A 24,598-nucleotide genomic window follows, 5' to 3' on the forward strand; every position below is an offset into this window, starting at 1 on the left:
GGCCTGACGAAATGCGACTTACGCCTCCGTACGCGGCTGCCGGCGCAGGATGTAGATATCCATGATCCAGCCGTGCTTGGCGCGTGCCGCGGCGCGAGCCTCGACGATGCGCGGGCCGGCTTCGGCGAGCGGGCCGGCGTCGATGATTTCCTGCTCCATGCCGACATAGGCGCCCCACCATATCTGCAGCCCCTCCGGGTCGAGCGTCTGGAACGAGCATTCGCCATCGAGCATCACAGCGACCGTATCGACATCCGCCGGGAAGCCATGATCGCGCAATTGCCGGCCTGTGGTGACGGTGAAGGCTGCCCCGATCTCGTTGATCGGGATCGCGTGAGCCGCCGTCAGGCCCTGCAGCGCGGTGATGCCGGGGATCACGGTGAGGCGGAAATCGCGGCGCGCGGCAAGGCGCTCGGTGATCCGCATGGTGCTGTCATAGAGCGAGGGGTCGCCCCACACCAGCAATCCGACACGCTCCGCCGGTCCGTCCCCTGCATCAATCGCGCCGAGCCAGCGCGCGGCAATCGCGTCGTGCCAGGCATCGACCCGGGCGCGGTAAGGCTGAATGGCCGGATCGCGCACCGGCATGTCGAAATGGACAATGCGGGTCGTCTCTGCCCCGTGGGTGGCGCAGAGCTCGTCCCGCAGTTCGGCGAGTTCTGCCTTCTCCTCGCCCTTGCGCGGTACGAGGACGAGGTCGCAGGCGCGCATGGCGCGGATCGCCTGCAGCGTCAGATGCTCCGGATTGCCGGTGCCGATGCCGATGAGGACCAGTTCCTTCATGCGCCCGCGCCTCCCCTGCCCGACCGATCCGAAGCCGCCGCGATCAGATGGAAGAAGGTGCCGGTTGCATTGCCGCGCCGCGAGCCGGTTTCGGCAACCGTCGCGCCTGTCGCATCGGTGACGGCGGCGAGCGGGGCGTCGGGCTGTTCAAGAATGGTCGAATAGTGGAACTCGTGGCCGCGCAGCACATTGCCGGCCGCAAAGCCCGGCATTGGCGCGGAGAGCTCCGCCACGCGGTAGCCGAGATGCATGCGGCGCTTCTCATAGGACGTCACGAGGCCGACGAGGCCGGCCATCTCGTGGCGCGTGCCCTCCTTGTCGATGAGCGCTGCGCCCATCGCCATGTAGCCACCGCATTCGCCGTGCACCGGGCGTGTCTCGGCGAAGCGTTGCAGCGCTGCGCGGAAAGTGCCGGCCGCCGCCAGCCTGCCGGCATGCAGTTCGGGATAGCCGCCGGGAAGCCAGCAGATGTCGGCCGCCTCGTCCGGCGCCTCATCGGCAAGCGGCGAGAAGGGCAGGATCTCCGCACCCGCCGCCCGCCAGGCTTCAAGCAGATGCGGATAGACGAAGGAGAAGGCATCGTCGCGGGCAAGCGCGATCCGCTGTCCGGGCGGCGGCGCCGACCATGTACCGGCCGGCGGCGGTGCGCTCCGTGCCGCGCCGCGCAGGGCGTCCAGATCGCAATGCTCGGTGACGAAATCGGCGGCGGCTTCGAGGATTGCGTCGAGACCATCATGTTCGCCGGCCTGAACGAGCCCGAGATGGCGCTCCGGCAGGGCAATCGACTCGCGCCGCGGCAGTGCGCCGAAGACCGTGATCCCGGCTTCCTCCATGCCGGCGCGCACCAGCGCCTCGTGGCGCGGACTGGCGACCTTGTTTAGAATAACGCCGGCCATCGTCACATCGGCGCGCATCGTGGCAAAACCGCGCGCGATCGCCGCCGCCGACTGCGCCTGACCGGAGACGTCGAGCACCAGCACCACCGGCCAGCCCATCAGCGCGGCGATGTCGGCGCTGGCGCCCGATCCCGTTTCGCCGGGTTTGGCGACCCCGTCGAACAGGCCCATCGAGCCCTCGGCGAGAACGATGTCGCTTTCGCCCGCGCGCGCCGTGAGCGCGGCGATCATCTGCGGCGTCATCGCCCAGCTGTCGAGGTTCACCGACGGGCAGCCGGTCGCGGCTGCATGAAACGCCGGATCGATATAGTCGGGCCCGCTCTTGAACGGCTGCACGGCAAGTCCGGCACGCGTCCAGGCACGCGCCAGGCCGAGCGCGACCGTGGTCTTGCCGGCGCCGGAGGCAGGCGCGGAAACGAGCAGACCGGCCGTCATTGCGGATCCTTTTCAGGGAAGCGGGGCTCGGTGCCGCGCGGCCGGTAGCGACGGTCGTAGTCGTCGGCATAGAGCCGGCTTTCGTCGAAGTCCTCCGCCCCGATGGTATGGCCGACAAGGATCAGCGCAGTGCGCTCCATCTCGCCGGCAATCGCCGCGTTGAGCGTGCCGAGCGTTGCGCGCACCACCCTCTCGTCGGGCCAGGACGCGCGCCAGACGACGGCGACCGGGCACTCGGCGCCATAGGCAGGCGTCAGTTCGGCGATCACCTTGTCGAGCACATGGATGGAGAGGTGAATGGCGAGCACGGCGCCGGTGCGGGCGAAGTTCGCCAGCGTCTCGCCCTCGGGCATCGCCGTCGCGCGGCCCGAGGTGCGGGTCAGCACGACGGATTGCGCCACGCCCGGCAGGGTCAGCTCCGCGCCGATGGTCGCGGCAGCGGCGGCAAAGGAAGGTACGCCGGGGGTGATGTCGTAGGGAATGCCGGCGGCGCGCAGACGGCGCAGCTGTTCACCCATCGCCGACCAGACCGAGAGATCGCCGGAATGCAGCCGCGCCACGTCCTTGCCGGCGGCGTGGGCCCTGGCGATTTCGGCAATGATGTCGTCGAGCGACATCGGCGCGGTGTTGATGATGGTCGCGTCCGCCGGGCAATGGGCGAGCACCCCTTCGGGGACCAGCGAGCCGGCGTAGAGGCAGACCGGGCTTGCGGCGATCAGATCGCGGCCGCGCAGGGTGAGAAGGTCGGCGGCGCCGGGGCCGGCGCCAATGAAATGGACGGTCATTCTATGTCTCCCGAAACGGCGATTGCCGCCGTCGCCATGCGGTCGGGCGAGACGGACCGCGGCGCGACGAGCCGGGCGCCGGGACCGCAGGCGGCCAAGGCGGCGGCCTCCGCGACGCTACCCGTTCCGAACAGGTTTTCGACGCGCTGCGACCGGCTGAGCGTGGTCTCTCCGGCGAGCGCGTCGCGCGTCACCGGTATGATCGGCAGGCCGAGCCGCGTTGCAAGGCTGATGAGTTGCGGTGCGCCGGCCTTCTCATCGAGGCAGGCGAGCGCGTCTAGGCCGTCGGTTCCGCCAAGCGCATCGAGCGCGTCGACAAGCGACGCCTCCTCGGCAATCGTCCGCAGACCGATCCCTGCCACCCTCATCGCGTCACGCTCCATTGCACCACCGGCATTGCGGCGCGCCAGCCATGTTTCGAGCCGAGCGGGCGAGCTTCCGACAGCGCGATCCGGAGCAGATCGCCGCCTTTCTCGCCGGCAAAGCGGGTGATGAGTGCTTCCGTCTCCAGTGTGACGGCATTGACGACGATGCGCGTTCCGGCGGGAGCGGCATCCCACAGAGCGGTCAGCACGGCCTCGCTGGCGCCACCGCCGACGAAGACGACGTCGGGCTGCGGCAGGCCGCCGAGGCCGTCCGGTGCGCGGGCATGAACGAGTTCGAAGCGATGACCGACGCCGAAGCGCTCGGCGTTTTCGCCCGCGCGGGCGGCGCGGGTCGCATCGGCTTCGAGCGCGACGGCGCGTGTGCCGGGAGCGGCGAGCAGCCATTCAATGGAGATCGAGCCGGAGCCGGTGCCGATATCCCACAGCAGCTCGCCGGGGCGGGGGCCGAGCGTCGACAGGGTGATCGCGCGCATCGGCCGCTTGGTGATCTGGCCGTCATGGGCAAAGAGATCGTCCGGCAGGCCGGAGGCGCGCGGCAGGCCGCCTGTGCCCACCGTGTCGATCGCAACCGCCACCGGCGCGCGGATATCGGCAAGGGCGAAACCCTCGGCGCTCGCTCGGCGGACGCGTTCATCGCCGCCACCGAGCGCTTCCAGAACCATCAGCTCGGACGGGCCGAAACCGTGCTCGCACAACCAGGCCGCCAACGCACCGACCGCTTCGCCATCGCGAACGAGGCAGATCGCCCGCACGCCCTTCGACAGCACCGGGCGAAGCCTCGAAAACGGCGCGGCATGAAGGCCGAGGCAGATCGTTTCTTCCAGCCGCCAGCCGAGCCGGGCGGCGGCCAGCGAAAAGGTCGAGGGCGCCGGATGGCAGACCCATTCGGAGGGATCGAGATGGCGCGCCAGACTGCCGCCGACGCCGTGCCAGAAGGGATCGCCGGAGGCGAGCACAATTGTCGGTTCGCCGCGCCGGGCAAGAACCGGATCGAGCGAGAACGGCTGCGGCCACGGCTCGCACCGTTCGCCGGCTTCGGCCAGTTCCAGATGGCGGGGGCCGCCAAAGATGCTATGAGCGGAGGCGAGCGCGGAACGGCTCGCGTGGCCGAGACCCGCCAGCCCGTCCTCGCCGATACCGATGATCGTCAGCCAGGGATCAGTCATGACCCGCTCCCTCATTCTCGGCGGAACCAGCGAAGCAAGCCGGCTGGCGCAGGCCTGCGCCGATGCGGGGCTTGCTGCCGTACTGTCCTATGCCGGCCGGGTGGACAACCCGCGTGCGCAGCCGGTCGAAACCCGTATCGGCGGGTTCGGCGGCGCGGAAGGTCTCGCCCAGTGGATGCGCGACAACACTATCACCCATCTCGTCGATGCGACCCACCCGTTCGCGGCGCAGATCAGCACCAATGCGGTCGAGGCTGCGCGGCTTGCCGGCGTCCCGCTGATGGCGTTCGAGCGCAAACCCTGGGTGGGCAAGACGGGCGACCGTTGGCGTTCGGTGCCCGACATGGCCGGCGCGGTCGCGGCGCTTGAAGGCAACGCGAGACGCGTGTTTCTCGCCATCGGCCGGCAGAACCTCGATCTCTTTGCCGCCCAGCCGCAGCATCACTACCTCTTGCGCCTCGTCGATCCGCCGCAGGATCCGCAGCCCCTGCCGGACTGCAAGATTGTCGTCGATCGCGGCCCGTTCCGCTACGATGACGATCTGGCGCTCCTGAAGGGGCACGCCATCGACTGCGTCGTTGCCAAGAATGCCGGTGGCGAGGGTGCGCGCGCCAAGATCGATGCGGCGCGGACGCTTGGCCTCGAGGTCATTCTGATAGCCCGCCCCGCCGTGCCCGAACGGCCCGTGGCGCACGATCTGGCGACGGTGATGGCGTTCCTTGGTCATGACGCCGACCGTGGCGTGTAGACGTAGCCGGTTCCCTCGACCCGGCGCGTCTGCGACGAGCCGACGATCACCATCGTGCTCATATCGGCCATTTCCGGGCGCGCATCGGCGAGCCTGACCCAGTTCAGTTCCTCGTTCGGCGTCGACACCGCACGGGCGAACAGAATGAGCCGGTCGCCACCGCAGCACTCGGTGAGGATTTCCAGCACCCGCGCGAACGGATGCGGCCGGGCCTTCGAGCGCGGATTGTAGAACGCCATGGCGAGATCGGCTTCGGCAGCGAGGCGCAGGCGTTTTTCGATCAGCGCGAAGGGCTTCAGATTGTCGGAGAGGTTGATGGCGCAGAAGTCGTGACCGAGCGGCGCACCGGCGCGCGCGGCTGCCGCCAGCATGGCGGTGATGCCGGGCAGGATGCGGATGGTGAGCGCCTTCCAGTCCTCCGACCCGCCTTCGAGCGCTTCGAACACAGCCGCCGCCATCGCAAAGACGCCGGGATCGCCCGACGAGACGACGACGACCTTGCGCCCGGACGCGGCAAGCTTCAGCGCCTGACGCGCCCGCTCGACCTCTTCGCGGTTGTCGGAGACATGCAGTGCGAGACCCTCGCGCGGCGGGACGCGGTCGACATAGGTCTTGTAGCCGACGATATCGGTCGCCTCGGCAAGGGCCGCCGTGACTTCCGGCGTCACCAGATTTTCAGCGCCGGGGCCGAGGCCGGCAACGATGAGGACGCCAGTGCCGGACGCGCTCATGGCCGCCTCCCCTGACCGTGCACCAGCACGATGGCGAAATAGGGCGAGACGGCATCGCCCGCCTCGGCAAGCCGCTGGACGTGCTCGCCCGGCATGGTGCCGCGCTCGACCAGCCAGGCGGCCTCCAGCCGGCCGGCCTTTTCCAGCGCCCGCTTCACCTTCGGCAGGTTGCGGCCGATCTTCATGACGGCGATGGCATCGGAGTTTTTCATGCGCTCGACGAGAGCCTCTTCGCCGAGCGTACCCATCAGCACCGTGGTGACGTCGTCGCCCCAGGCAATCGGAATGCCCGTCGCGGTCCAGCAGCCGGACATGCCGGTGATGCCGGGCACGATTTCGAGCGCCACCCGGCCCTGCAACCGCGAATGCAGATGCATGAACGAGCCATAGAAGAACGGGTCGCCCTCGCACAGCACGACGACCTCGTCGCCGGCGTCGGCCATGGCGGCAAGCCGATCCGCCCAATCCTCGTAGAAGGCGGCGAGCAACCGGTTGTATTCGGGGTCGGTGAACGGGATTTCCGTCGTCACCGGATATTCCATCGCATATTCGGTGACGTCCGCCGCCAGCATGCCGTTGACGATCAGACGCGCCTGACCGGTGCGGCCGGCCTTGCGGAAATAGGCGACGTGCTTCGCCTGCCGGATCAGCCGGTCAGCCTTGACGCTCATCAGATCGGGATCGCCCGGGCCGAGCCCGACACACACGATTTTCGACATTGTTATTCTTTCGGGCTGGCGAGCGCGTTGATGGCGGCGACCGTGACGGCGGAACCGCCGAGCCGGCCCTCGACGATGAGTGCGGGCGCGGGCAGATCGGCCATCAGAGCGGCCTTGCTTTCGGCTGCGCCGACGAAGCCGACCGGGCAGCCGACGATCGCGGCCGGGCGCGGCACCGCTGGGTCTTCGAGCATATTGAGAAGATGAAACAGCGCCGTCGGGGCGTTGCCGATCGCCACCACCGAGCCGGCAAGACGGTCGCGCCAGAGTTCGAGCGCGGCGGCCGAACGCGTGGTGCCGAGCGAGGCGGCGAGCTCCGGTACGCGCGGGTCATGCAGCGTGCAGACGATATCGTTGTCGGCCGGCAGGCGGGCGCGGGTGATGCCTTCGGCGACCATGCGCGCGTCGCACAGGATCGGCGCGCCGGCCTCGAGCGCCGCTATCGCAGCCAATGCCATGCCGTCTGAAAACCGAACATGGTTTTCCAGGCCGACCATGCCGGCGGCATGGATCATGCGCACGACCACGCGTTCTTCTTCCGCCGAAAAACGGGCAAGCTCGGCTTCCGCGCGGATGGTGGCAAAGGACTGCGCGTAGATCGCCGCGCCGTCCGTTTCGTAGCTGTGGGGCATCACTGAAGTCCGAAGAGGCCTGCCGGGTCGGCCAAGAGGGTTACAGGGTCGAGACCGGTGGCGACAGGCACGTCGCTTGCCGTTCCGTCGCGGACGAGTGCGAAGCCGTCGTCGGTCGCGACAAGGGTATACGCGCATGGCGACGGGTGTGAACATCCCTTTGTGCAGGCGCTGACATGGAGCCGCGCCCCCTTGGGCAACTGCGGCGCCAGCGCGCGGGCGAGATCGCGGGTCGGCGCCAGCGCCTGCGGACAACCCGGCGCGCCGGTGCAGGCATGGACGTTGAGCAGCGGCTCGGCGGGATCGGCAATGAGCCCGTCGACGGCCGGCACCTCGGCGAGACCTTCGGCCAGCACCATACGCCACGGCGTGATGCGGAAGGCCGGCGCGCAGCGGGAAAGCGCGGCAATCGTCGCGGCGGTCGCCTGGCCGAATTCGAAGCCGGCGAGAAAGCCTGCTCCGGTCAGCCCGGGAATTGCGTCGGGCGCGGCCGGAGCTGGCGCGAGAGTTGGCGCGAACTCCGCCGGCAACTCCGCGCCGCTTGCCAGGTGTCGGGCCATGCGGCCACGACCTTGAGGCGCACCACCGGAGGACAAGAACCATTCGGCGAGCGCGACGGCCTTGTCCGCCGCTTCTTCGGGCGTCACCGGCGTGCCGCGCTCCATGCCGTCGGCTCTGAGCACCAGCGTGCCGTCGGCGGCGCGCTCAAGCCGGATATCGGAGGAGGCCTCGGACAGCACTGGCTGCGGACCGGTGTCGACGGCAAAGCCGAACTTGCCGGGTAGTGCAGGCCCGCTGGCAAGTCTTGCTGCGAGCGCGTCGGCGATCTCGACCGTGCCGTCGCCGGCCTGCCAGAACGGGGTGACGAGGATGTTGCGGGTGGTTTCCTCGGCAATCGACCCATCGATCAGCCCGAGTGCGCCGAGCGCCTCGATCAGCGGCGCGTGGCTGTCGGCGGTGACGCCGCGCATCTGGATATTGGCGCGAGCGGAGAAGTCGATGAGCCCGTTGCCGTGGGTTTCGGACAGGGCGGCGATGGCGGCCATCTGCTCCGCCGCGACGCGTCCCGAATGCGGGCGGATGCGCACGACATAGCCGTCGCCGGACAGCATCGGTTTCAGGGCGCCCGGGCACCATCCCTGGATAATCGGGCCCTGGATAATCGGGCCCTGGATAATCGGGACCACTGTTGACTGCTGGCTCATTGTTCTTCGCCTAGTTCAGCAATGATCGAGTTGCGCCGAGTCATCCAGAGACCGCTGTCGCGAAGCGCGCGGAACCGGTCGCGCATGGCGGCAAGGGCTTCCGGGTTTTCCCGCTCCATGAAGTCGACGAGATCGCCGCGGCCGAGCGTCGCCTCGAAATATGCGTCGAACAGATGGCCGCCGACGTCGCGGGTGGCGTTGGCAAAGGCCGCCATATGATCAAGTGTCGCGGCGATTTCCGCCGCCCCGCGGAAGCCGTGGCGCATCATGCCGTTCGCCCAGTTCGGGTTGGTGGCGCGCGCCCTCACGACGCGGCCGATCTCTTCGCCGAGCGTGCGCGCGCGCGGATCGTCGGGTCGGGTCGCATCGAGGTGGTAGAGCGCCGGGGCGTCACGGCCGAGCGCTGCGCGGGCGGCGGCAAATCCGCCTTCGTGGGCGGCATAGTCGGACGCAAGAAGCAGGTCGGTCTCGACCAGATCCTGAACATGGATGAAACCGTCGGCATCGACCACACGCGCTTCGAGGCCGGCGCGGTCGGCGCGGGCCTCGCCGGCTGCGTTGAAGGTCCATTGCGAGCCGTTCAGCCAGGCTTCGCCGGCGGCGGCGCGCCCGGCATCGGAATAGTCGTCGAGGGCGGCGCCCATGGCGAGCCCGAACAGGCCGGGACGCGGGCCGAAGACGCGCGGCACGGCGCGGCCGCGATAGGGGTTGTCGGCCTCGCTTTCATCGCGCCCGGCAAGGGCAGCGGCGGCCTGATCGAACATTTGCGACAGGCCGGGGAAGACATCGCGGAACAGGCCGGAGATGCGTAGCGTCAGATCGATGCGGGCGCGTCCGAGCAGGGCAAGCGGGATGATCTCGAAGCCCGACACCCGTTCCGAGCCGCTGTCCCAGACCGGTTTGACGCCGGCAAGATGCAGCGCCATGGCGAATTCCTCACCGGCCGTGCGCATCGTCGCCGAGCCCCACAGATCGATCACCATGCCGCGCGGATAGTCGCCGTGATCCTGCAGGTGCCGGCGTACGACTTCCTCGGCGAGCTTGACCCCTTGCGTGTAAGCCGCGCGGGTCGGCACCGAGCGCGGGTCGGTGGTGAAGAGATTGCGCCCGGTCGGCATGACGTCGGTGCGGCCGCGGAACGGCGATCCCGAAGGGCCGGCATCGACGCGGCGGCCGGCAAGCGCGGCAAGCAAGCCATCGCGTTCACCCGCGCCGCACTGGCCGGTCGCGAAGATGTGCAGGCCGTCGCCGTACTGGCTTTCCTTGATGTCGCAGACGAAGCGGTCGATGCGGGTGATCGCCTCCGCCGCGCTGGCCGCTTCGTCGAGCCCGATATCGGCCTCGACGCCGGCTGAACGTGCCTCGTCGCGGATCGAGGCGATGAGCCGCTTGCGGCGTTTCGGATCGAGCCCGTCGGCGGTCGAATACTCATCAAGCAGATGTTCGAGGCGCACCAGCCGCTCGGGCACGCTGGAGGCCGCCATCGGCGGCGGCAGATGGCCGAGCGTGACGGCGCCGATGCGGCGCTTCGCCTGTGCGGCCTCGCCCGGATCGTTGACGATGAAGGGATAGACGACCGGGGTCGATCCGATCAGCGCCTGCGGCCAGCAGTCATGCGACAGCGCGACCGCCTTGCCGGGCAGCCATTCGAGCGTGCCGTGCGCGCCGATATGGACAAGCGCATGCATGCCCTGCGCCCTGAGCCAGAGATAGAAGGCGACATAGGCATGGCGCGGGGTGCGCGTGAGGTCGTGATAGTCGTCATCGCGGGAATTCACGTCGCCGCGTTCGGGCTGCAGCGCGACAATCGCATTGCCCCGCCGCAGGGCGCGGAAATGCACCAGCCCGTTGCGGATTTGCGAGTCGCCTTCCGGCTCTCCCCAGGCAGCAACGAGCGCCTCGCGCAGCGCCGGTGACAGGGTTTCGAGCGCCGCGCAATAGTCAGCAAGCGGCCAGGTGATCGTCCTGGCGAGCAGCGCCTTGCCGAGCCCCTCGCCGGCTTCGACCCGGTAGCCGGCCTCGCCAAGCGCGCGCAGGATCTCCTCGCTGGAGGCGAGCGCGTCGAGGCCGACGGCGTGGGCAAGCTGATGATCCCGGCCCGGATAGGTCGAGAGCACCAGCGCCAGACGACGCTCGGCGACAGTCGTTTCGGCCAGCCGGAACCAGCCGCAGACACGCTCGACGACGGCGCTTGCAAGCGCCCGGTCGGCGCCGTGCTGGCTGCGCGCGTATTGCAGCTCGGGGTCGCGCTCGCCCGCCGTCTTGAAGCTGACGGCGCCGGCGAAGATGCGTCCGTCGACTTCCGGCAGCACGACATGCATGGCGAGATCGGCGGGCGGCAGACCGCGTTCGGCCTCCTGCCAGAGATCGCGTTCCGCCGTCGACAGGGCGACCTGGAACACCGGGCAGCCGGCGGCATCGAGCGGCGAAGGCCCGCCATCGGAGCGGCGGGCCGAGAAAGCCGTCGCGTTGACGACCGCCGCCGGGCTCAGCCGGGCGAGTTGATCGCCGATCCAGGCGGCACTTTCCGGCGCCTTCAGCGAAGCGGAGAAGAGCCCGTGGGCGGCAAAGCCGCGCTCGCGGAACAGCTCGATCAGCGTATCGACCGGTGACAGATCGGCAGCGGTGAAATAGGAGCGATAGAAGCTGACGATGACGCGCGGCCGGTCGGTTTCCGGCAGAGCTTCGAGCACGCCCTCTTGCGGGTCGTACCAGCCGTGATCGGGCACGGGATCGATGGTCGGCGGCGGCGACACATCAAAGCCGATCGCCCGCGCCATTTCCTGCAGCGCCGCCAACGCTGCCGCCGTACCGCCGATATCGCAGAGGCCCGACAGGCGGGAAAGCGTTTCGCCCGGCAGCGTCGAGACCGCGTCGAGCTTTTCGTCGGGACGACCATCCGCCGGCAGCACCGCCAGCGCGATGCCCTTGCGGCGCGCCAACGCGGCCACTTCGCGCAGCCCGTACTGCCAGTATTGCTCGCCGCCGATCAGGCGAATGAGGATGCCGCGCGCGTGTTCGAGCGTGTTCTCCAGATAGGTGTCGACGGAGAGCGGGTGCTTGAGCATCGCCAGATTGGCGAGCCTGAGGGTGGGCAGGCCGTCCCTGCCCCGCCGCCAGCCTTCCGCGAACGCGCCGAGTTCGCTGTCGGAAAACGAAAGCACGACGAGATCGGCCGGCTGCTGGCCGAGATCGCGCGGTGTTTCGTTGTCTTCGAGCCCGCGGCTTTCGCGGAAGATGACGTGCATTGCCGGTTACGACTCCAGTACGGCGCGGATTTTTGCTTCGTCGATATCGTGGTGTTCGGCAATGACCACGAGGCGGGATTTCCGCTCGCCGGCGCCCCAGGGCCGGTCGAACTGGGCGCGGACACGCTCGCCGACCGCCTGCACCAGAAGCCGCATCGGCTTGCCGGCGACGGCAACGTAGCCCTTGACCCTGAGAATATTCTGCTCGCGGGCAAGCCGGACGATCTTCGCCGTCAGCGCCTCGACGTCGTCGATTTCCGGCAACGCCATCACCACCGAGTCGAAATCATCGTGCTCGTGGTCGTCATGGTCGTCGTGATGGGACGGGCGGGCATGGAGATCGTCCTCGGCGGCGGCGTTGAGGCCGAGCACGATGCGCGGATCGATGCGACCCTCGGTCATCTCGAGGATCGGCAGGCGACGCGGCGCTTCCGCCTCGACGATGGCGCGGGCGTCGGCGAGCCGTCCTTCGCCGGCCAGATCCGCCTTCGACAGGAGCACGATGTCGGCGCACGAGATCTGGTCCTCGAAGACTTCCGACAGCGGCGTCTCGTGGTCGATGCTGTCATCGGCGAGCCGCTGCGCGTCGACGGCGGCGACATTGGGCGCAAAACGCCTCTCGGCGACGGCCTCGGCATCGGCGATCGCGATCACCCCGTCGACCGTGATGCGCGAGCGGATATCGGGCCAGTCGAAGGCCTTCAGGAGCGGCTTCGGCAACGCCAGACCGGAGGTCTCGATTAGGATGTGTTCCGGCTTTTCGGGCAGCGCCATCAGCGCCTCGATGGTCGGGATGAAATCGTCCGCGACCGTGCAGCAGATGCAGCCGTTCGCCAGCTCGACGATGTTTTCCGCCGGGCAGTTCTCGTCCGAACAGCTTTTCAGGATATCGCCGTCGACACCGACATCGCCGAACTCGTTGACCAGCACAGCGAGGCGCTTGCCCTGCGGGTTGGCCATGAGATGCCGGATCAGCGTGGTCTTGCCCGATCCGAGGAAGCCGGTGATCACGGTGACGGGGATTTTGGCGAGATCGCTCATGCGGGCACCTCCATGGGCGGAATGCGGGCAACGGATTGTTTGCGGAAGATCTGGGGCCGCTCGCGCCAGGGCACGATGCCGTCGTTGCTGGCGGCATAGGCGGCAGCGCCCGCGAGGATGTCCTCGACATGGTGCTCGGCGTCCATCTCGCCGTAGATATAGGACCAGCAGCCGGGCTGGGTCAGCGCGATGGTGCAGCCGCGCGAGCACGCGGACAGGCACTCGACCGGCACGATCTCGACATTTTCCGGCGCGCCGGCCTCGACCAGACGGCGATAGAGCCGGTTGCCGGGACAGGGCGCGTCCTCGCTCGGCGCCGGACCGCCGCAGCGACAGGTGGTGCAGACATGGAGTTTTGCGGTCATGCCGCGCTTCCCTCACGCTTTTTGGGAACGGGGAAGCTTGCAAGGAGGACAGCGCCGCGGCGCCGTTCCGAGCCGCCTGCGGAACACCCCGTCCGCTGTCTCGTCACGGTGCTGGCAGGTCTCCCGGCTTGCGGATATCGATGACCTCGATGCGTCGATGGCGTTGAGGTATCGGCGGCCCACCCACCTTCCCGGCATGTCGGCCAGTGGCTTTGGGGGGTCTTTCCGGTCACGGTCGCGGGGGCGGCTGCGCTTCACGTCCATTTCACCAATGGACCCTGTCGCATTCCCTCTTCGCCTGTCATAAAGACAGGAACCAGCGTCGCCTCACCTGCTCTGAAAACGGCGCTGATGTCAAGGAAGGAAAGCCGATGACGGAGCCGACGACGCCCGACGCCGCCAACGAGGACTCGGAACGCCACGTCAAGAAAATGGCGAAGAAGAAAGCCGCCCGCGACCGCATGATGGCGAAGAAGGAGGGCGAGGAGGGCCTGATCATCGTCCATACGGGATCGGGCAAGGGCAAGAGCTCGGCGGCCTTCGGCATGATCCTGCGCTGCATCGCCCACGGCATGCCGTCCGCCGTGGTGCAGTTCATCAAGGGCGCCTGGGAGACCGGCGAGCGGCGGCTGATCGAGGAGCGGTTTTCCGATCTCTGCCAGTTCTACGCGATGGGCGAAGGCTTCACCTGGGAGACGCAGGACAAGGAACGCGACATCGCCGCCGCCGGCCGCGCCTGGGAAAAGGCCAAGGAGCTGATCCGCGACGACAGCAACACGATGGTGCTGCTCGACGAGATCAACATCGCGCTGCGCTACGGCTATCTCGACATCAACGAGGTGGTCGCCTTCCTTCAGGACGAGAAGCCGGCGATGACCCATGTGGTGCTGACCGGCCGCAACGCCGCGCCGGAACTGATCGAGATCGCCGATCTGGTGACCGAAATGACGCTCGTCAAGCATCCCTTCCGCTCCGGCATCAAGGGCCAGAAGGGCGTGGAATTCTGATCGATGCCCGCCTTGATGATCCAGGGAGCCGGGTCGAATGTCGGCAAGTCGCTGCTGGTGGCCGGCCTATGCCGGGCGGCGACGCGGCGCGGGCTGAGGGTGCGCCCGTTCAAGCCGCAGAACATGTCGAACAATGCCGCCGTCACCGAGGATGGCGGTGAGATCGGCCGCGCGCAGGCGCTGCAGGCGCTTGCCTGCGGGGTGCGGCCGCATACCGACATGAACCCGGTGCTGCTGAAACCCGAAACCGATGTCGGCGCGCAGGTCGTGGTGCAGGGCCGCCGCGTCGCGACGGTCAAGGCGCGGGAATACGCAAAGCTGAAACCCACCCTGCTTGCGGCGGTACTGGAAAGTTTCGAGCGGCTGAAGGCCGAGGCCGATCTCGTCGTCGTCGAGGGCGCGGGCAGCCCGGCGGAGGTCAATCTGCGCGCCGGCGACATCGCCAATATGGGCTTCGCGCGCGCCGCCGATGTGCCGGTCGTATTGGCCGGCGACATCGACCGCGGCGGCGTCATCGCGCAAATGGTCGGCACCAAAGCCGTTCTCGATCCGGACGACGCGGCGATGATCGCGGGCTTCCTCATAAACAAGTTTCGCGGCGACCCGAGCCTGTTCGACGACGGCTACCGGCTGATCGAGGAACAGACCGGCTGGCGCGGCTTTGGCGTGCTGCCGTTCTTCCGCGATGCCGCCAAGCTGCCGGCGGAAGACGCGCTCGACCTCAAGGCGGGCGAGGCCGGCGGCACTGTGAAGATCGCCTGCCTTGCCCTGTCGCGGATCGCCAATTTCGACGATCTCGATCCGCTGAAGCTGGAAGCCGACATCGACCTGTCGCTGGTGCACGCCGGCCAGGCGATCCCCGGCGATTGCGATCTGGTGATCGTGCCGGGCACCAAATCGACGCGCGGCGACCTCGCCTTTTTACGCGAACAGGGCTGGGACATCGATCTTGCCGCCCATGTGCGGCGCGGCGGGCGCGTGCTCGGCATTTGCGGCGGCTACCAGATGCTCGGCCGCGGCATCGCCGACCCGGACGGGCTCGAAGGCCCACCCGGGACAGACGCGGGGCTCGGCCTTCTGGACATCGAGACGGTGATGGCGCCGGAAAAGCGGCTGACAGAGGTCACCGCCCGCCACGCCGCATCGGGGTGCGCCTTTTCCGGCTACGAAATCCATATCGGCCGCACCGACGGAGCGGACCGTGCGCGCCCCTTCGCTCATGTCGAGAGCATGCCGGAGGGCGCGGTGTCCGCCGATGGGCGCGTTGCCGGGACCTATCTGCACGGCATGTTCGTCGATGACGGGTTTCGCGCCGCGTTCCTCGATGCACTCGGCGCGACGACATCGGCGACCGCTTATGGCGTCGAGGTAGACCGCGTGCTCAACCGGCTTGCCGACGAGATGGAAGCCCATCTCGATATCGACGGCATGATAGCGCTCGCCCGCTGATTCCAAGCACGCTGACCAATGGCCCGCTGACTAGAGCGCGGCGAAGGCCTCTTCGACGCACGCCCATTCGGCCTCGGTGCCGGGCAGGCCGAGCCGAACCCAATGCTTCGACCAGGGGAATATCCGGCTCCAGATATGGGCGGCGGCGAAGTCCGCCTGTGCCTTGCCCGCGTCCGCCGTCTCAAACAGGCGGAAGAGCGTGGTGCCGCCGACGAGGCGCCAGCCGGCGCATTCCGCCAGAGCGTCGAGCCGGGCGGCATCGCCTGCGAGCCGGGCGCGGGTCGCGTCGGCCCATGCCTGGTCCCTGAGCGCTTCAATGCCGGTCGCAATCGCCGCGCCGCTGACCGGCCAGGGACCAGCCCTCGCGGTGAGTGCATCAATGGTCTCTTGCACGGCCAGCACGAAGCCAAGGCGCAGGCCGGCAAGGCCGTAGAACTTGCCGAAGGAGCGCAGCACGGTGAGGCCGCCCTCCCCCGCATGGGCGGCAACGGACAGCTCCGGCGCGACATCGCAGAAGCTTTCGTCGACGACGAGCCGGCCAACCTTGCCGGCAAGGTCGAACAGCGCGTCCGGCGCGTGGCGCTCGCCGGTCGGGTTGTTCGGATTGACGACGACGGCGAGATCGGCGCCCACAAGCGCCGCGAGGCTGGCCGGCTCGGTGACCTGCCATCCGGCGGTTTCGAGCGCGCGGGCGTGCTCGTTGTAGGTCGGCGACAGCACAGCCGCGCGGCCCGGTGCGCCGAGCTGCGGCAGCATCTGGATGGCGGCCTGCGCGCCGGCAAGCGGGGCTATTGCAGCATTTGTCCGATAGGCCGCGCGCGCCGCCTCGGTGAGCCGCGCCAGCTCCGAGCGGGTCGGCAGATCGCGCCAGGCGCTTTCCGGCAAGGGCGGCAGCGGATAAGGCACGCGGTTGATGCCGGTCGACAGGTCCAGCCAACCGGCACGCTCGCCGCCGAAGTGGGCGATTGCCTCATCGAGATTGCCGCCGTGATCGATCATGCCGAACGTCTAGAGCATTTTGCGTTCAGTTTGAATCGTCAAAATGCTCTATCCCTTTGTTTAGCCGCATCTTTGTCGACGCCAATTGGTCCAATTGGCTGCACGATGCTCTAGAACATCGCCGCCCACAGGGCGAGGAACACGAACAGGAGGGCGATCAGCCGGCGATAGAGCGCGAGCCCACGGGTGACGTCAGCCGGCGTCGGATCGGGCGCGGCACCGTTCAACCATGGCTCGTCGCTGACGTGGTCGTGATAGACGCGCGGGCCGGAAAGCCGAACGCCGAGCGCGCCGGCCAGCGCCGCCTCCGGCCAGCCGGCATTGGGTGAACGGTGCTGGCTCGCATAGCGACGCATGACGGCAAACGCCGTTCCACGCCGCTGCGACACGAGCGCGAACAGGGCGCCGGTGATGCGGGCCGGAACGAGATTGGCGAAGTCGTCGAACCGGGCGGACGCCCAGCCGAACGCCTCGTAGCGCGGGGTGCGGTGGCCGATCATGGAATCGAGCGTGTTGAGCGCCTTGTAGGCAACAAGGCCGGGCAGGCCGAGAAGAAGCGCCCAGAACAGCGGCGCGACGATGCCGTCGGAGGTGTTTTCGGCGAGGCTCTCTAAGCTTGCGCGGGCAACGCCGGCCTTGTCGAGCTGGTCTGGATCGCGCCCGACAATGGCCGCGACCGCGCGGCGCGCTGCGGCGAGATCGCCCTTTGCAAGCGGGTCGGCCACGGCGGCGACATGATCATGCAGCGAACGCACGGCAAAGAACGGCCAGGCGAGCGTGCCGACGATCATCGTGTGCGCCCAGCCCGATGGGATCGCCTGCTCGACGAGATGCGCCAGTCCGGCGGAACCGAACACGATGACGCCGGCGACCGCCGCGCCGGCCATGTGGGTGCCACGCCCCGATTCATCGTTGAAGCTGCGGTCGGCGAAATCGATCGCCTTGCCGATCCAGCTCACCGGATGGCCGATGCGCCGGTAGAGACCGTCCGGCCAGCCGATGGCAGCATCGGTCGCAAGGGCGATCAGCATGGAGAGGGCGACACTCATGAGGGTCCTGTCAGCGGCGGCGTTTGCGGCAACCGGCGAAGGGCTGCAGTGATGCCGCGTTGTGGCGGCGGCGCGAGCATACGCGTCCCGGCAGCAGGTTTACAGATGGTCGAAGGGATGCGCGGGCGAGATGCGCCGGGCGATCACCTCACGCCTCGTCGCGGTCGGGATCGTCGGCCGTGAGAACGCCATCGGCGAGCCGTAGCGTGCGTGTGGCAATCGTCTTGCGGAAATGCGGATCGTGCGAGACGACCACCATCGCCTGCGGCAGCGAACGGAGGATCTCCACCAGCCGTTGCTCGTTCTTGTCGTCGAGCGCGTTGGTCGGCTCGTCGAGCAGCAGCACGTCGGGGTCCATGGCGAGCACGGCGGCAAGCGTCACGAGCCGCTTTTCGCCGCCGGAAAGCTGATGCGTGATGCGATCTCTGAGCGCGATCAGGTCGAGCCGGACAAGGACCGATTCGACAATCGCCAGCGCCTCATCGCGCGACTTGCCGAGGTTGAGCGGCCCGAAGGCGATGTCTTCGGCAACGGTCGGGCAAAAGAGCTGGTCGTCGGCGTCCTGAAAGACGAGACCGGCGCGGCGGCGCACTTCGAGGAAATCGGCTTCCGAACGCCGTTCGCTGCCGAAGGCGACGACCTGTCCCGCCGCGGGTTTCAGCAGGCCGACCATGATCTTCAGCAACGTCGACTTGCCAGCGCCATTGTGGCCGGTGATGCAGAGCCGCTCGCCGGCGGTCAGCGAAAAGCCGAGACCGTCCAGCACCGGGGCATGGCCGCGATAGGCGAAGCGGATGCCAGAAAGCTCAAAACAGGGCATATCAGAGCAGGACATATCAGTGCAGGACATGGGCATGCTCGGCGGCGAGGAGCCCGACCACGATCGCGGCGATTGCGAGCCCGAAAACCGCATCGGCAGGCGACAGCGCGAAGCGGGACAGCATCGGGATCGATCCCGTGAAGCCGCGGCATTTCATGGCGTCCATGATGCGCTCGGAGCGCTCCAGCGCGCGCACCAGCATCATGCCGACGAGATAGCCGAAGCTGCGATAGGTGTGCAGCGAATTCGACGGCCGGAAGCCACGCGCCTTCATGGCGGTGCGCAGACGGAGATATTCCTGATGCAGCACTTCGATATAGCGCACGGTGAACAGCAGCAGGTGAACCAGCGAAGCCTGCACTTTCAGCGCGTGTAGCGCATGGCCGAGGGTGACCGCCTCCATGCTGCCGACCAGCGCCATGAGCGACAGAACCACCGCGTTCGCCGTCAGGCCGATGGCGATTGCCTGCACGAAACCCTCCCGGCTCGCCTCGAAACCCCACAGTGTGAAGACCGGTTCGCCCGGCACCGTGAACGGCAGCAGCAGCAGGATGAAGACGATGAAGCCATCCATCGCGGCCATGCGTTTCAGCGTGGCGGCGACGGGCAGGTTTGCCAGCAGCATCAACGTGACGGCGGCGCCAAGCGCCAGTGCGAGAACGCCAAGCGAGCTGCAGGACACCGTGGTCACGGCAAAGGCGACCGCGGCGAGGATGCGCACGCGCGGATCGACCCTGGCGACAAGGCTTTCTTCCGAAGCGTTGCCCGCATCAGCATGGATCCGACGTTGACGCGAAAGAACGTGCCCCATGGGTCAGCTTCCCTGCTTCCGGCGGGCCGCGACATAGAAGCCGATGCCGAACAGGCCGAGAATGTAGCCGATCCCGCCGAGCACGCTCTGCAGGTTGGTCTTCTCCTTGTAGGCGGCGATCTCGCGCCGGAGCGGGCGGATTTCGTCGCGCACCGCCTTCTCGATCGCCGTGCGCTCCGCGTCGCTCAGCGATGCCACGGTGACGGCTTGCGGTGGGGCTGACGCGGGCTCTGTGGCGGAGACTTGCACCGGCGCAGCCTGTTCCGATCCGGCATCCGCAGTCGCCGGTCCGGCCTTGGCGATGATCGCCGCGACGTCGCCCGCCGCCATTGTGGTCTCGACGACATGGCCGGCGCCGAAATTGGCCCTGAAGACATGGGTGACGGGCTGCGTCGGCGTGAAGACGAAGAACCCGTCGCCATCGGTCGTCGTCTCGCCGATCTTCGTGCCGGCATCATCGAAAACCTCGATGAGCTGGTCGGCCGGGGCGTCGCCGTTGGAAAAGCCGATCTCGCCCTCGATCGCGGTGCCGCTGGCAAAAACCGAGGCGATGACCTTGTGCGCTTCAGCCGGGGTAGCGAGCATCAGCGCGGCAAGGATCAGGGACAGTGCTAGTGTTCTCATGCCCGGCCTCCCTCGGCGGTCATGACGCCGAACAGTTCCGGTTTGACCTTGTGGGCAAGGAACACGGCGGCGGCCGACAACAGCGCCTCGATGATCATCACCGGGATGTGGGCGAAGAAGACGAGCTTGGCCGCGGCAACGAACTCTTCCCCCGAGATGGCCAGCACAAGCGCCACCGCACCCGTCGTCAACGCAATCGCCAGTCCGCCGCCGATACCGCCCCAGGCGGCCGCTGTGACCGGTGACGCGGCCTGCATGCCACGGCGGCAGAGGTAGTAGGCGATGACGGCGGGCAGCGCGATGTTCAGCGTGTTCACGCCGAGCACGGTCAATCCGCCGAAACCGAAAAACACCGCCTGCAGCAGCAGGCCGACGAACAGGGCTGGAAAGGCGGCCCAGCCGAGGATGATCCCGGCAAGGCCGCTCATGATCAGGTGCACGGACGACGGCCCGATCGGCACGTGAATGAGAGAGGCGACGAAGAAGGTCGCCGACAGGACGCCGGCGGCCGGGATCTTCTCGGTCGTGAGGCTGCGCAGCCCCAGCGCGATTCCGCCAACCGCCAGCACGGTACCGGCGATGAGGACCGGGGTAGACAATGCTCCATCAACGATATGCATCGGTCCGGCCTCCTATTTCACGTCGTAGGCGCGGATCCAGATGACCGCGTCCTGGCTGAGTTTCTTGCCCTCGTACTCCGTGTCGGGCCCTGAGCCGAGCGCGGCGAACCCCCAATAGCCGGCCTTCGGAATGCCGAAGGTGAAGTAGCCATTGTCGTCGGCAAGCGCGACCACGGATCCGCCGGGCATCGGGCCAGCGACTGGCGCCTTCGCCGTATTTGTCGCCATGTCGGGTTCCGCCGCCATGTATTCGATCTCGATCTCGGCGCCGGCGACGGGCTTGCCGTCGGCCATCACGCGGCCGGAAAAGGTCGAGCCGGCAATCACGTTGGTCGGTTTGTTGAGCGGGATGATCTCGGTCTTCAGGCCGAGCGGCGTGGTCCAGTCGGTCGGCAGCGTGGAGCGATTGAGATACGCCTTGGTGATCTGCTGGATGTAGACGTCTTCGCTCTTTTCCAGATAGGGCGCCGGCGTCACGGCGAGGATGTAGTCGCCGGAGCGCTTCACCGGAACGCTCGCATCGTAGGCAATGGCGCTGTTGCCCGAACCCGTGAAGGTGGTCTCCCTGAGCGTGTCCATCAGGTCGATTTTCTTGCCGCGATGAACGGCAAAGAACGCAAGCGGCCTGCCCATATCCATGACGTGGCCGTTTTCGAACGGATGCCAGAAGATCAGCTTGACCGGAACGTCGCCGGGTTTCCCGATCTGGGTTTCTTGCGTGTAGATGAGCTGGAAATGGGCGGTGGCGGAGGTCACCGCAAAAAGCCCAAGCGGAAGCGCGGCAAGTGCCGCGAGCAGGGCCCTGGTGCAGGTTTTCATATGTCGTCTCTCCAACGGACCGACGAACGCCGGCGAAATGGAAAGGACAACAGGGACAGTTGGCGCCAAGTCGGGTGTGAGAATATCGGAAAATCCTGACCCGCCTCACCGCCAGACGTTCACCCCGACGTCCGGTTCGGCTTGAGCGCACGACGGCGCCCGGTGCGACGGCAGGTCTCCTGGCTCGCGGGTCTCGGCTCTTGCCCGCCTTCCCGGCCGTACGGCCAGTGGCGACATTGCGGCAATCGCTATCCGCTTACAGTTGCGGGGGCAGCCACGGATTCGGTCCCTGTTGGGTACGCCTAACCGTGTTCCCTTTTAATCCCCGATGTTCAACATACGGGGAACCAATCACGCGCCTAACAGACGCGCGGGCGGTGCGAATGTCAAGCGGGCCGGTGTCGCGCAGGCGCCAGATATCCAGGGCGCCGAGCCACGTCGATACCACGATCTGCGACCTGAGCACTTGAACGGCGCGGACGCGGAGCCTAAGACGATCACCGGACCAGGGAGAACCTGTTCGATGGGCGCCGGGCGAGTGTCGCAGGCGCTGCTTCGGGCGGGGAGGCATCGGAGAAAGCGGGAGTTCGCCGACATGCAGCTCGGTTATTTGCTGATCATCCTGAGCGCGCTCGAAACGGGCGGGACATCGGCCGCGTTCGTGAACACCGAAACGCTGGAGAGCTGCGAGGCGCGCAGCGTCGCGGTGCGCAAGATCCTCGAGGCCGGCAAGGTTGACATCAAACTGATGAAATGCGTGCCGTCGGATCTGGTGTTCAAGAAGTTCTCCCATGACGGCGCGGCCGAGGCACCGCGCCGGCGCTTCGTGGTTTCGCTCGGTGAGGACAGCGTGGCTGTGCGGGAGGAACCCGACGAGGCAGCCTGCACCGCCGCGGACGAGGCAGACGCCAAGGTCTATTGCGTGACCTCGACACAGGTGCTGCAGCCCTAGGGCATCCGGGTTCAGGCCACGGCCTGCGCCCCACATCCCAAAACCTCGTTCCGATCTCGAGAGCCGGCCATCTCGGCCCGACAACCTCGCGGGAACCTTTCCCGCCCGTGCCGCGTTTTCTCCTCGAGCCGCCGGCTGGAGCGCGCTGGATTTCGTCCACGCGACAGGCCGCCGGCAGAACCAGAGAATGGAGAAAACGATGCGCAAGATGGCCATTGCAGCCGGCCTTGCCACGGTCCTTACGGGTTTCGCCACCACGACCGCTGTCAGCCAGCCGATCGATCGGGTCGAAGTCGGCGTACTCAACTGCGCGGTGAAGGGCGGTACGGGGTTCCTGTTCGGCTCGACCAAGGACCTGTCGTGCACCTTCGACCCGGTCGGAGACGGCCGCAGCCAGGAAGCCTATTTCGGCGCGATTTCCAAGTTCGGCGTCGATATCGGCTCGACGGAGCAGGGCGTGATTTCCTGGGCGGTGCTGGCGCCGACCGAAGATATCCGGGAACCGGGCGCGCTTGCCGGCACCTATCGCGGGGTCAGCGCAGAAGCGACCGTCGGCGCCGGCCTCGGCGCGAATGTCCTGATTGGCGGATCGAGCGAAACCATCGCCCTGCAGCAGCTCAGCGTATCGGCGCAGACCGGCGTCAATTTCGCGCTCGCCATCGGCCAGCTCGAGTTGCGGACGCTCGCCGACTAGACAGTGGTCGGTCGGCTCCCGGATGCGGTCCGCCCCCGGCCGCGTCCGGGATATTCGCGGGTTTGAAGCTTGCGAAGGCCGGAAACGGGGCACGATCAATGCTGAAAAAAAGCCGCCCGTGGCGAGACACGCCGGGCGGCTTTTGTCGCTTCCCGAGAAGCTCTCGGCAGGTGCGCCGAGCTAGGCGCCAAAATTCCACAGGACAGCCAGCAGCGTCACGATATCGATCGCCAACAGGCCGACGAGCGACAGGTTGATGTGCTTCAGACGCACGTCGATCTTTTCGTCAAGTTCCGAAACCTTCAGCCGCAGTTCCCGAAGGTCGGGCTGGATGCCATCGACAACACTGGTTTCGACGGCGGACGCGCCACGCTGCACCTTGGTGGCGGCCAGCTTCATCTCTTCCATGGTTTCAGTGATGGGTTCGTCTACGGCTTTCAGTCGATTTTGCATGGTGCTCCGCCAGATTCTCCTGTGATGGAGAGGGAACGCGCAAAGCCGCCGATCGGTTCCAAAAAAGACCAACCTCGCCCGTTCGCCCGCTCAGGACCGCGCCGGGAAGGTGTTGCGTATCAGGGCATAGAGAACGAGCAGCGACGGGACGGCGATGAACCCGCCGACCGGGCCCCATATCCAGATCCAGAACACGATCGCCAGGAAGATGACGAACGGGTTGAGCGTCATCGTGCGCCCGAGCACAAGTGGCGTGACGAACTGCGCCTCGATGAAATTCAGCAACAGAAAGATCAGTGGCGGCGTCAGAATTCCGAACGGGGTGGTGGCACTGGCAAGACCCACGCCGAGCAGCAGCACGACCATCATCGCCGGCCCGATATAGATCACGTAGTTGAGGACTCCGGCGAGCATGCCCCACAACAGGGCGGAGGGAACGCCGGCAAGCCAAAGGGCGAGCGAGACGACGAGCCCCAGCCCAATGTTGAGAGCCGTGATGTGAAAGAGATAGGTCGAGACAAGCTGCTCGGCGTCGCGGAAGACATGGGCGATCCGCCACCTGAGCCGGCGACTGAAGAACAGGGAAAGTACCGCGATGCGGATCCGATGACGTGTCGCGACGAAAAAGTAGAGCCCGGCCAGGAACAGGACGATCTGGCCGAGAATGGCGGGAGCGAGATAGGCGACGTCCTCAACCGGGGACCCGCCGTCGACCGCGACGGCAACCTTCGCCGATTGCCCCATCGCCTCGCGCAACTGCTCCTGCAAGCCGGCAATCGAGGTGAAGAAGCTGCGCCAGTCGGTGACCTCCGACTGCAGCCGGCTCCAGATGATCGGCAGCTTTTCCAGCCACGCCGAAAGCGGCACGGCGAACCCCGTTGCCGCTACGAGAATAATCGCGAGAAAAACACTCACCGTCGCCAGTCCCGACGCCCAGGGGGGGATGCCGAGCCGTTCGATCCGGTCGGCGAGCGGGCCGAACATCAGCCCGATGACCACAGCAAGGGCGAGCGGCGCCAGAAGGACCTGCGCGTATTCAAGCACGACGCCGAGCACGACGATGCCGATGGCAATGAGCGACAGGCGCGCGCCGGTGACGATGACCTGATCCATACTCGCGCGGGATTCGGCGCGGACCTTCAGGCGTGGCGTATAGGCATG

Annotated in this window: 26 protein-coding genes and 2 riboswitches; of the genes, 5 read left to right on the forward strand and 21 right to left on the reverse strand. The window is 67.3% G+C overall.

What is annotated here, in order from left to right; all coding sequences use genetic code 11:
• Window positions 1-18: 18 nt before the first annotated feature.
• From C0606_05830 to C0606_05850, 5 genes are read right to left on the reverse strand one after another with little or no spacing between them, the layout of a single operon-like run.
• Window positions 19-783, reverse strand: a complete 765-nt coding sequence (locus C0606_05830) for a precorrin-6A synthase (deacetylating) (GenBank protein ID PLX37788.1) — start codon at window positions 781-783, stop codon at window positions 19-21.
• On the reverse strand, window positions 780-2,114 hold the full coding sequence (locus C0606_05835) for a cobyrinic acid a,c-diamide synthase (protein ID PLX37789.1): 1,335 nt from the start codon (window positions 2,112-2,114) through the stop codon (window positions 780-782). The genes C0606_05830 and C0606_05835 overlap by 4 nt, the downstream gene beginning before the upstream one ends.
• Window positions 2,111-2,899: a precorrin-4 C(11)-methyltransferase gene (cobM, locus tag C0606_05840; GenBank protein PLX37790.1), complete on the reverse strand. Its 789-nt coding sequence runs from the start codon at window positions 2,897-2,899 to the stop codon at window positions 2,111-2,113. Before cobM ends, C0606_05835 begins: the two co-directional genes overlap by 4 nt.
• A complete protein-coding gene (locus C0606_05845; GenBank protein PLX38700.1) occupies window positions 2,896-3,267 on the reverse strand; it encodes a precorrin methylase in 372 nt (123 codons plus the stop codon). The genes cobM and C0606_05845 overlap by 4 nt, the downstream gene beginning before the upstream one ends.
• Window positions 3,264-4,451, reverse strand: coding sequence for a cobalamin biosynthesis bifunctional protein CbiET (locus C0606_05850; GenBank protein PLX37791.1), 1,188 nt, complete (start codon window positions 4,449-4,451; stop codon window positions 3,264-3,266). The genes C0606_05845 and C0606_05850 overlap by 4 nt, the downstream gene beginning before the upstream one ends.
• Between C0606_05850 and C0606_05855 the strand changes: the two genes are divergently transcribed.
• On the forward strand, window positions 4,450-5,199 hold the full coding sequence (locus tag C0606_05855) for a cobalt-precorrin-6A reductase (protein ID PLX37792.1): 750 nt from the start codon (window positions 4,450-4,452) through the stop codon (window positions 5,197-5,199). The genes C0606_05850 and C0606_05855 overlap by 2 nt on opposite strands.
• Here C0606_05855 and cobJ read toward each other — a convergent pair.
• Genes cobJ through C0606_05890 form a run of 7 tightly spaced genes read right to left on the reverse strand, consistent with a single transcriptional unit; the run spans window position 5,175 to window position 13,140 of the window.
• Complete coding sequence (gene cobJ, locus C0606_05860) at window positions 5,175-5,930, reverse strand: precorrin-3B C(17)-methyltransferase (GenBank protein ID PLX37793.1); 756 nt, start codon at window positions 5,928-5,930, stop codon at window positions 5,175-5,177. The genes C0606_05855 and cobJ overlap by 25 nt on opposite strands.
• A complete protein-coding gene (locus C0606_05865) occupies window positions 5,927-6,649 on the reverse strand; it encodes a precorrin-2 C(20)-methyltransferase (protein ID PLX37794.1) in 723 nt (240 codons plus the stop codon). Before C0606_05865 ends, cobJ begins: the two co-directional genes overlap by 4 nt.
• Before the next feature lie 2 nt (window positions 6,650-6,651).
• Window positions 6,652-7,281, reverse strand: coding sequence for a precorrin-8X methylmutase (locus tag C0606_05870; GenBank protein PLX37795.1), 630 nt, complete (start codon window positions 7,279-7,281; stop codon window positions 6,652-6,654).
• Entirely contained in the window at window positions 7,281-8,486 is a 1,206-nt protein-coding gene (gene cobG / locus C0606_05875) for a precorrin-3B synthase (protein ID PLX37796.1), read from the reverse strand. The genes C0606_05870 and cobG overlap by 1 nt, the downstream gene beginning before the upstream one ends.
• Entirely contained in the window at window positions 8,483-11,734 is a 3,252-nt protein-coding gene (locus C0606_05880) for a cobaltochelatase subunit CobN (GenBank protein PLX37797.1), read from the reverse strand. Before C0606_05880 ends, cobG begins: the two co-directional genes overlap by 4 nt.
• A 6-nt stretch (window positions 11,735-11,740) precedes the next feature.
• Window positions 11,741-12,775, reverse strand: a complete 1,035-nt coding sequence (gene cobW, locus C0606_05885) for a cobalamin biosynthesis protein CobW (protein ID PLX37798.1) — start codon at window positions 12,773-12,775, stop codon at window positions 11,741-11,743.
• Entirely contained in the window at window positions 12,772-13,140 is a 369-nt protein-coding gene (locus tag C0606_05890) for a metal-binding protein (GenBank protein PLX37799.1), read from the reverse strand. Before C0606_05890 ends, cobW begins: the two co-directional genes overlap by 4 nt.
• 95 nt (window positions 13,141-13,235) lie before the next feature.
• Window positions 13,236-13,476, reverse strand: a riboswitch (cobalamin riboswitch).
• Window positions 13,477-13,511: 35 nt separating this feature from the next.
• Here C0606_05890 and cobO point away from each other — a divergent pair.
• Window positions 13,512-14,147, forward strand: coding sequence for a cob(I)yrinic acid a,c-diamide adenosyltransferase (gene cobO, locus C0606_05895; GenBank protein PLX37800.1), 636 nt, complete (start codon window positions 13,512-13,514; stop codon window positions 14,145-14,147).
• A gap of 3 nt (window positions 14,148-14,150) precedes the next feature.
• Window positions 14,151-15,596, forward strand: coding sequence for a cobyric acid synthase CobQ (locus C0606_05900; GenBank protein PLX37801.1), 1,446 nt, complete (start codon window positions 14,151-14,153; stop codon window positions 15,594-15,596).
• 30 nt (window positions 15,597-15,626) lie between these two features.
• On the opposite strand, the gene C0606_05905 is transcribed toward C0606_05900, so the two are convergent.
• From C0606_05905 to C0606_05935, 7 genes are all read right to left on the reverse strand, one after another.
• The gene (locus C0606_05905; protein PLX37802.1) at window positions 15,627-16,595 is read right to left on the reverse strand and encodes a threonine-phosphate decarboxylase; all 969 of its coding nucleotides are present in this window, start codon (window positions 16,593-16,595) and stop codon (window positions 15,627-15,629) included.
• 110 nt (window positions 16,596-16,705) lie between these two features.
• Window positions 16,706-17,644, reverse strand: a complete 939-nt coding sequence (gene cobD / locus C0606_05910) for a cobalamin biosynthesis protein CobD (GenBank protein ID PLX37803.1) — start codon at window positions 17,642-17,644, stop codon at window positions 16,706-16,708.
• Window positions 17,645-17,792: 148 nt separating this feature from the next.
• Complete coding sequence (locus C0606_05915; GenBank protein ID PLX38701.1) at window positions 17,793-18,464, reverse strand: energy-coupling factor ABC transporter ATP-binding protein; 672 nt, start codon at window positions 18,462-18,464, stop codon at window positions 17,793-17,795.
• 16 nt (window positions 18,465-18,480) lie between these two features.
• Window positions 18,481-19,275: a cobalt ECF transporter T component CbiQ gene (gene cbiQ / locus C0606_05920; protein ID PLX37804.1), complete on the reverse strand. Its 795-nt coding sequence runs from the start codon at window positions 19,273-19,275 to the stop codon at window positions 18,481-18,483.
• 3 nt (window positions 19,276-19,278) lie between these two features.
• Entirely contained in the window at window positions 19,279-19,899 is a 621-nt protein-coding gene (locus tag C0606_05925; protein ID PLX37805.1) for a cobalt ABC transporter permease, read from the reverse strand.
• Window positions 19,896-20,519, reverse strand: a complete 624-nt coding sequence (locus C0606_05930; GenBank protein PLX37806.1) for a cobalamin biosynthesis protein CbiM — start codon at window positions 20,517-20,519, stop codon at window positions 19,896-19,898. Before C0606_05930 ends, C0606_05925 begins: the two co-directional genes overlap by 4 nt.
• A gap of 12 nt (window positions 20,520-20,531) precedes the next feature.
• Window positions 20,532-21,338, reverse strand: a complete 807-nt coding sequence (locus tag C0606_05935; GenBank protein ID PLX37807.1) for a DUF4198 domain-containing protein — start codon at window positions 21,336-21,338, stop codon at window positions 20,532-20,534.
• A gap of 151 nt (window positions 21,339-21,489) precedes the next feature.
• Window positions 21,490-21,705, reverse strand: a riboswitch (cobalamin riboswitch).
• A gap of 228 nt (window positions 21,706-21,933) precedes the next feature.
• On the opposite strand from C0606_05935, the gene C0606_05940 reads away from it, so the two are divergent.
• Window positions 21,934-22,290, forward strand: coding sequence for a hypothetical protein (locus C0606_05940; protein PLX37808.1), 357 nt, complete (start codon window positions 21,934-21,936; stop codon window positions 22,288-22,290).
• Window positions 22,291-22,489: 199 nt separating this feature from the next.
• Entirely contained in the window at window positions 22,490-22,984 is a 495-nt protein-coding gene (locus tag C0606_05945) for a DUF992 domain-containing protein (GenBank protein PLX38702.1), read from the forward strand.
• A 180-nt stretch (window positions 22,985-23,164) separates the two neighbouring features.
• Here C0606_05945 and C0606_05950 read toward each other — a convergent pair whose 3' ends face one another.
• On the reverse strand, window positions 23,165-23,392 hold the full coding sequence (locus C0606_05950; protein ID PLX37809.1) for a hypothetical protein: 228 nt from the start codon (window positions 23,390-23,392) through the stop codon (window positions 23,165-23,167).
• A 135-nt stretch (window positions 23,393-23,527) separates the two neighbouring features.
• Window positions 23,528-24,520 (reverse strand): AI-2E family transporter, encoded by a 993-nt coding sequence (locus tag C0606_05955; protein ID PLX38703.1) that lies wholly within the window; start codon window positions 24,518-24,520, stop codon window positions 23,528-23,530.
• Window positions 24,521-24,598: the final 78 nt, after the last annotated feature.

Source organism: Hyphomicrobiales bacterium (assembly GCA_002869065.1).
Classification (GTDB): Bacteria; Pseudomonadota; Alphaproteobacteria; order Rhizobiales; family Rhodobiaceae; genus Rhodobium.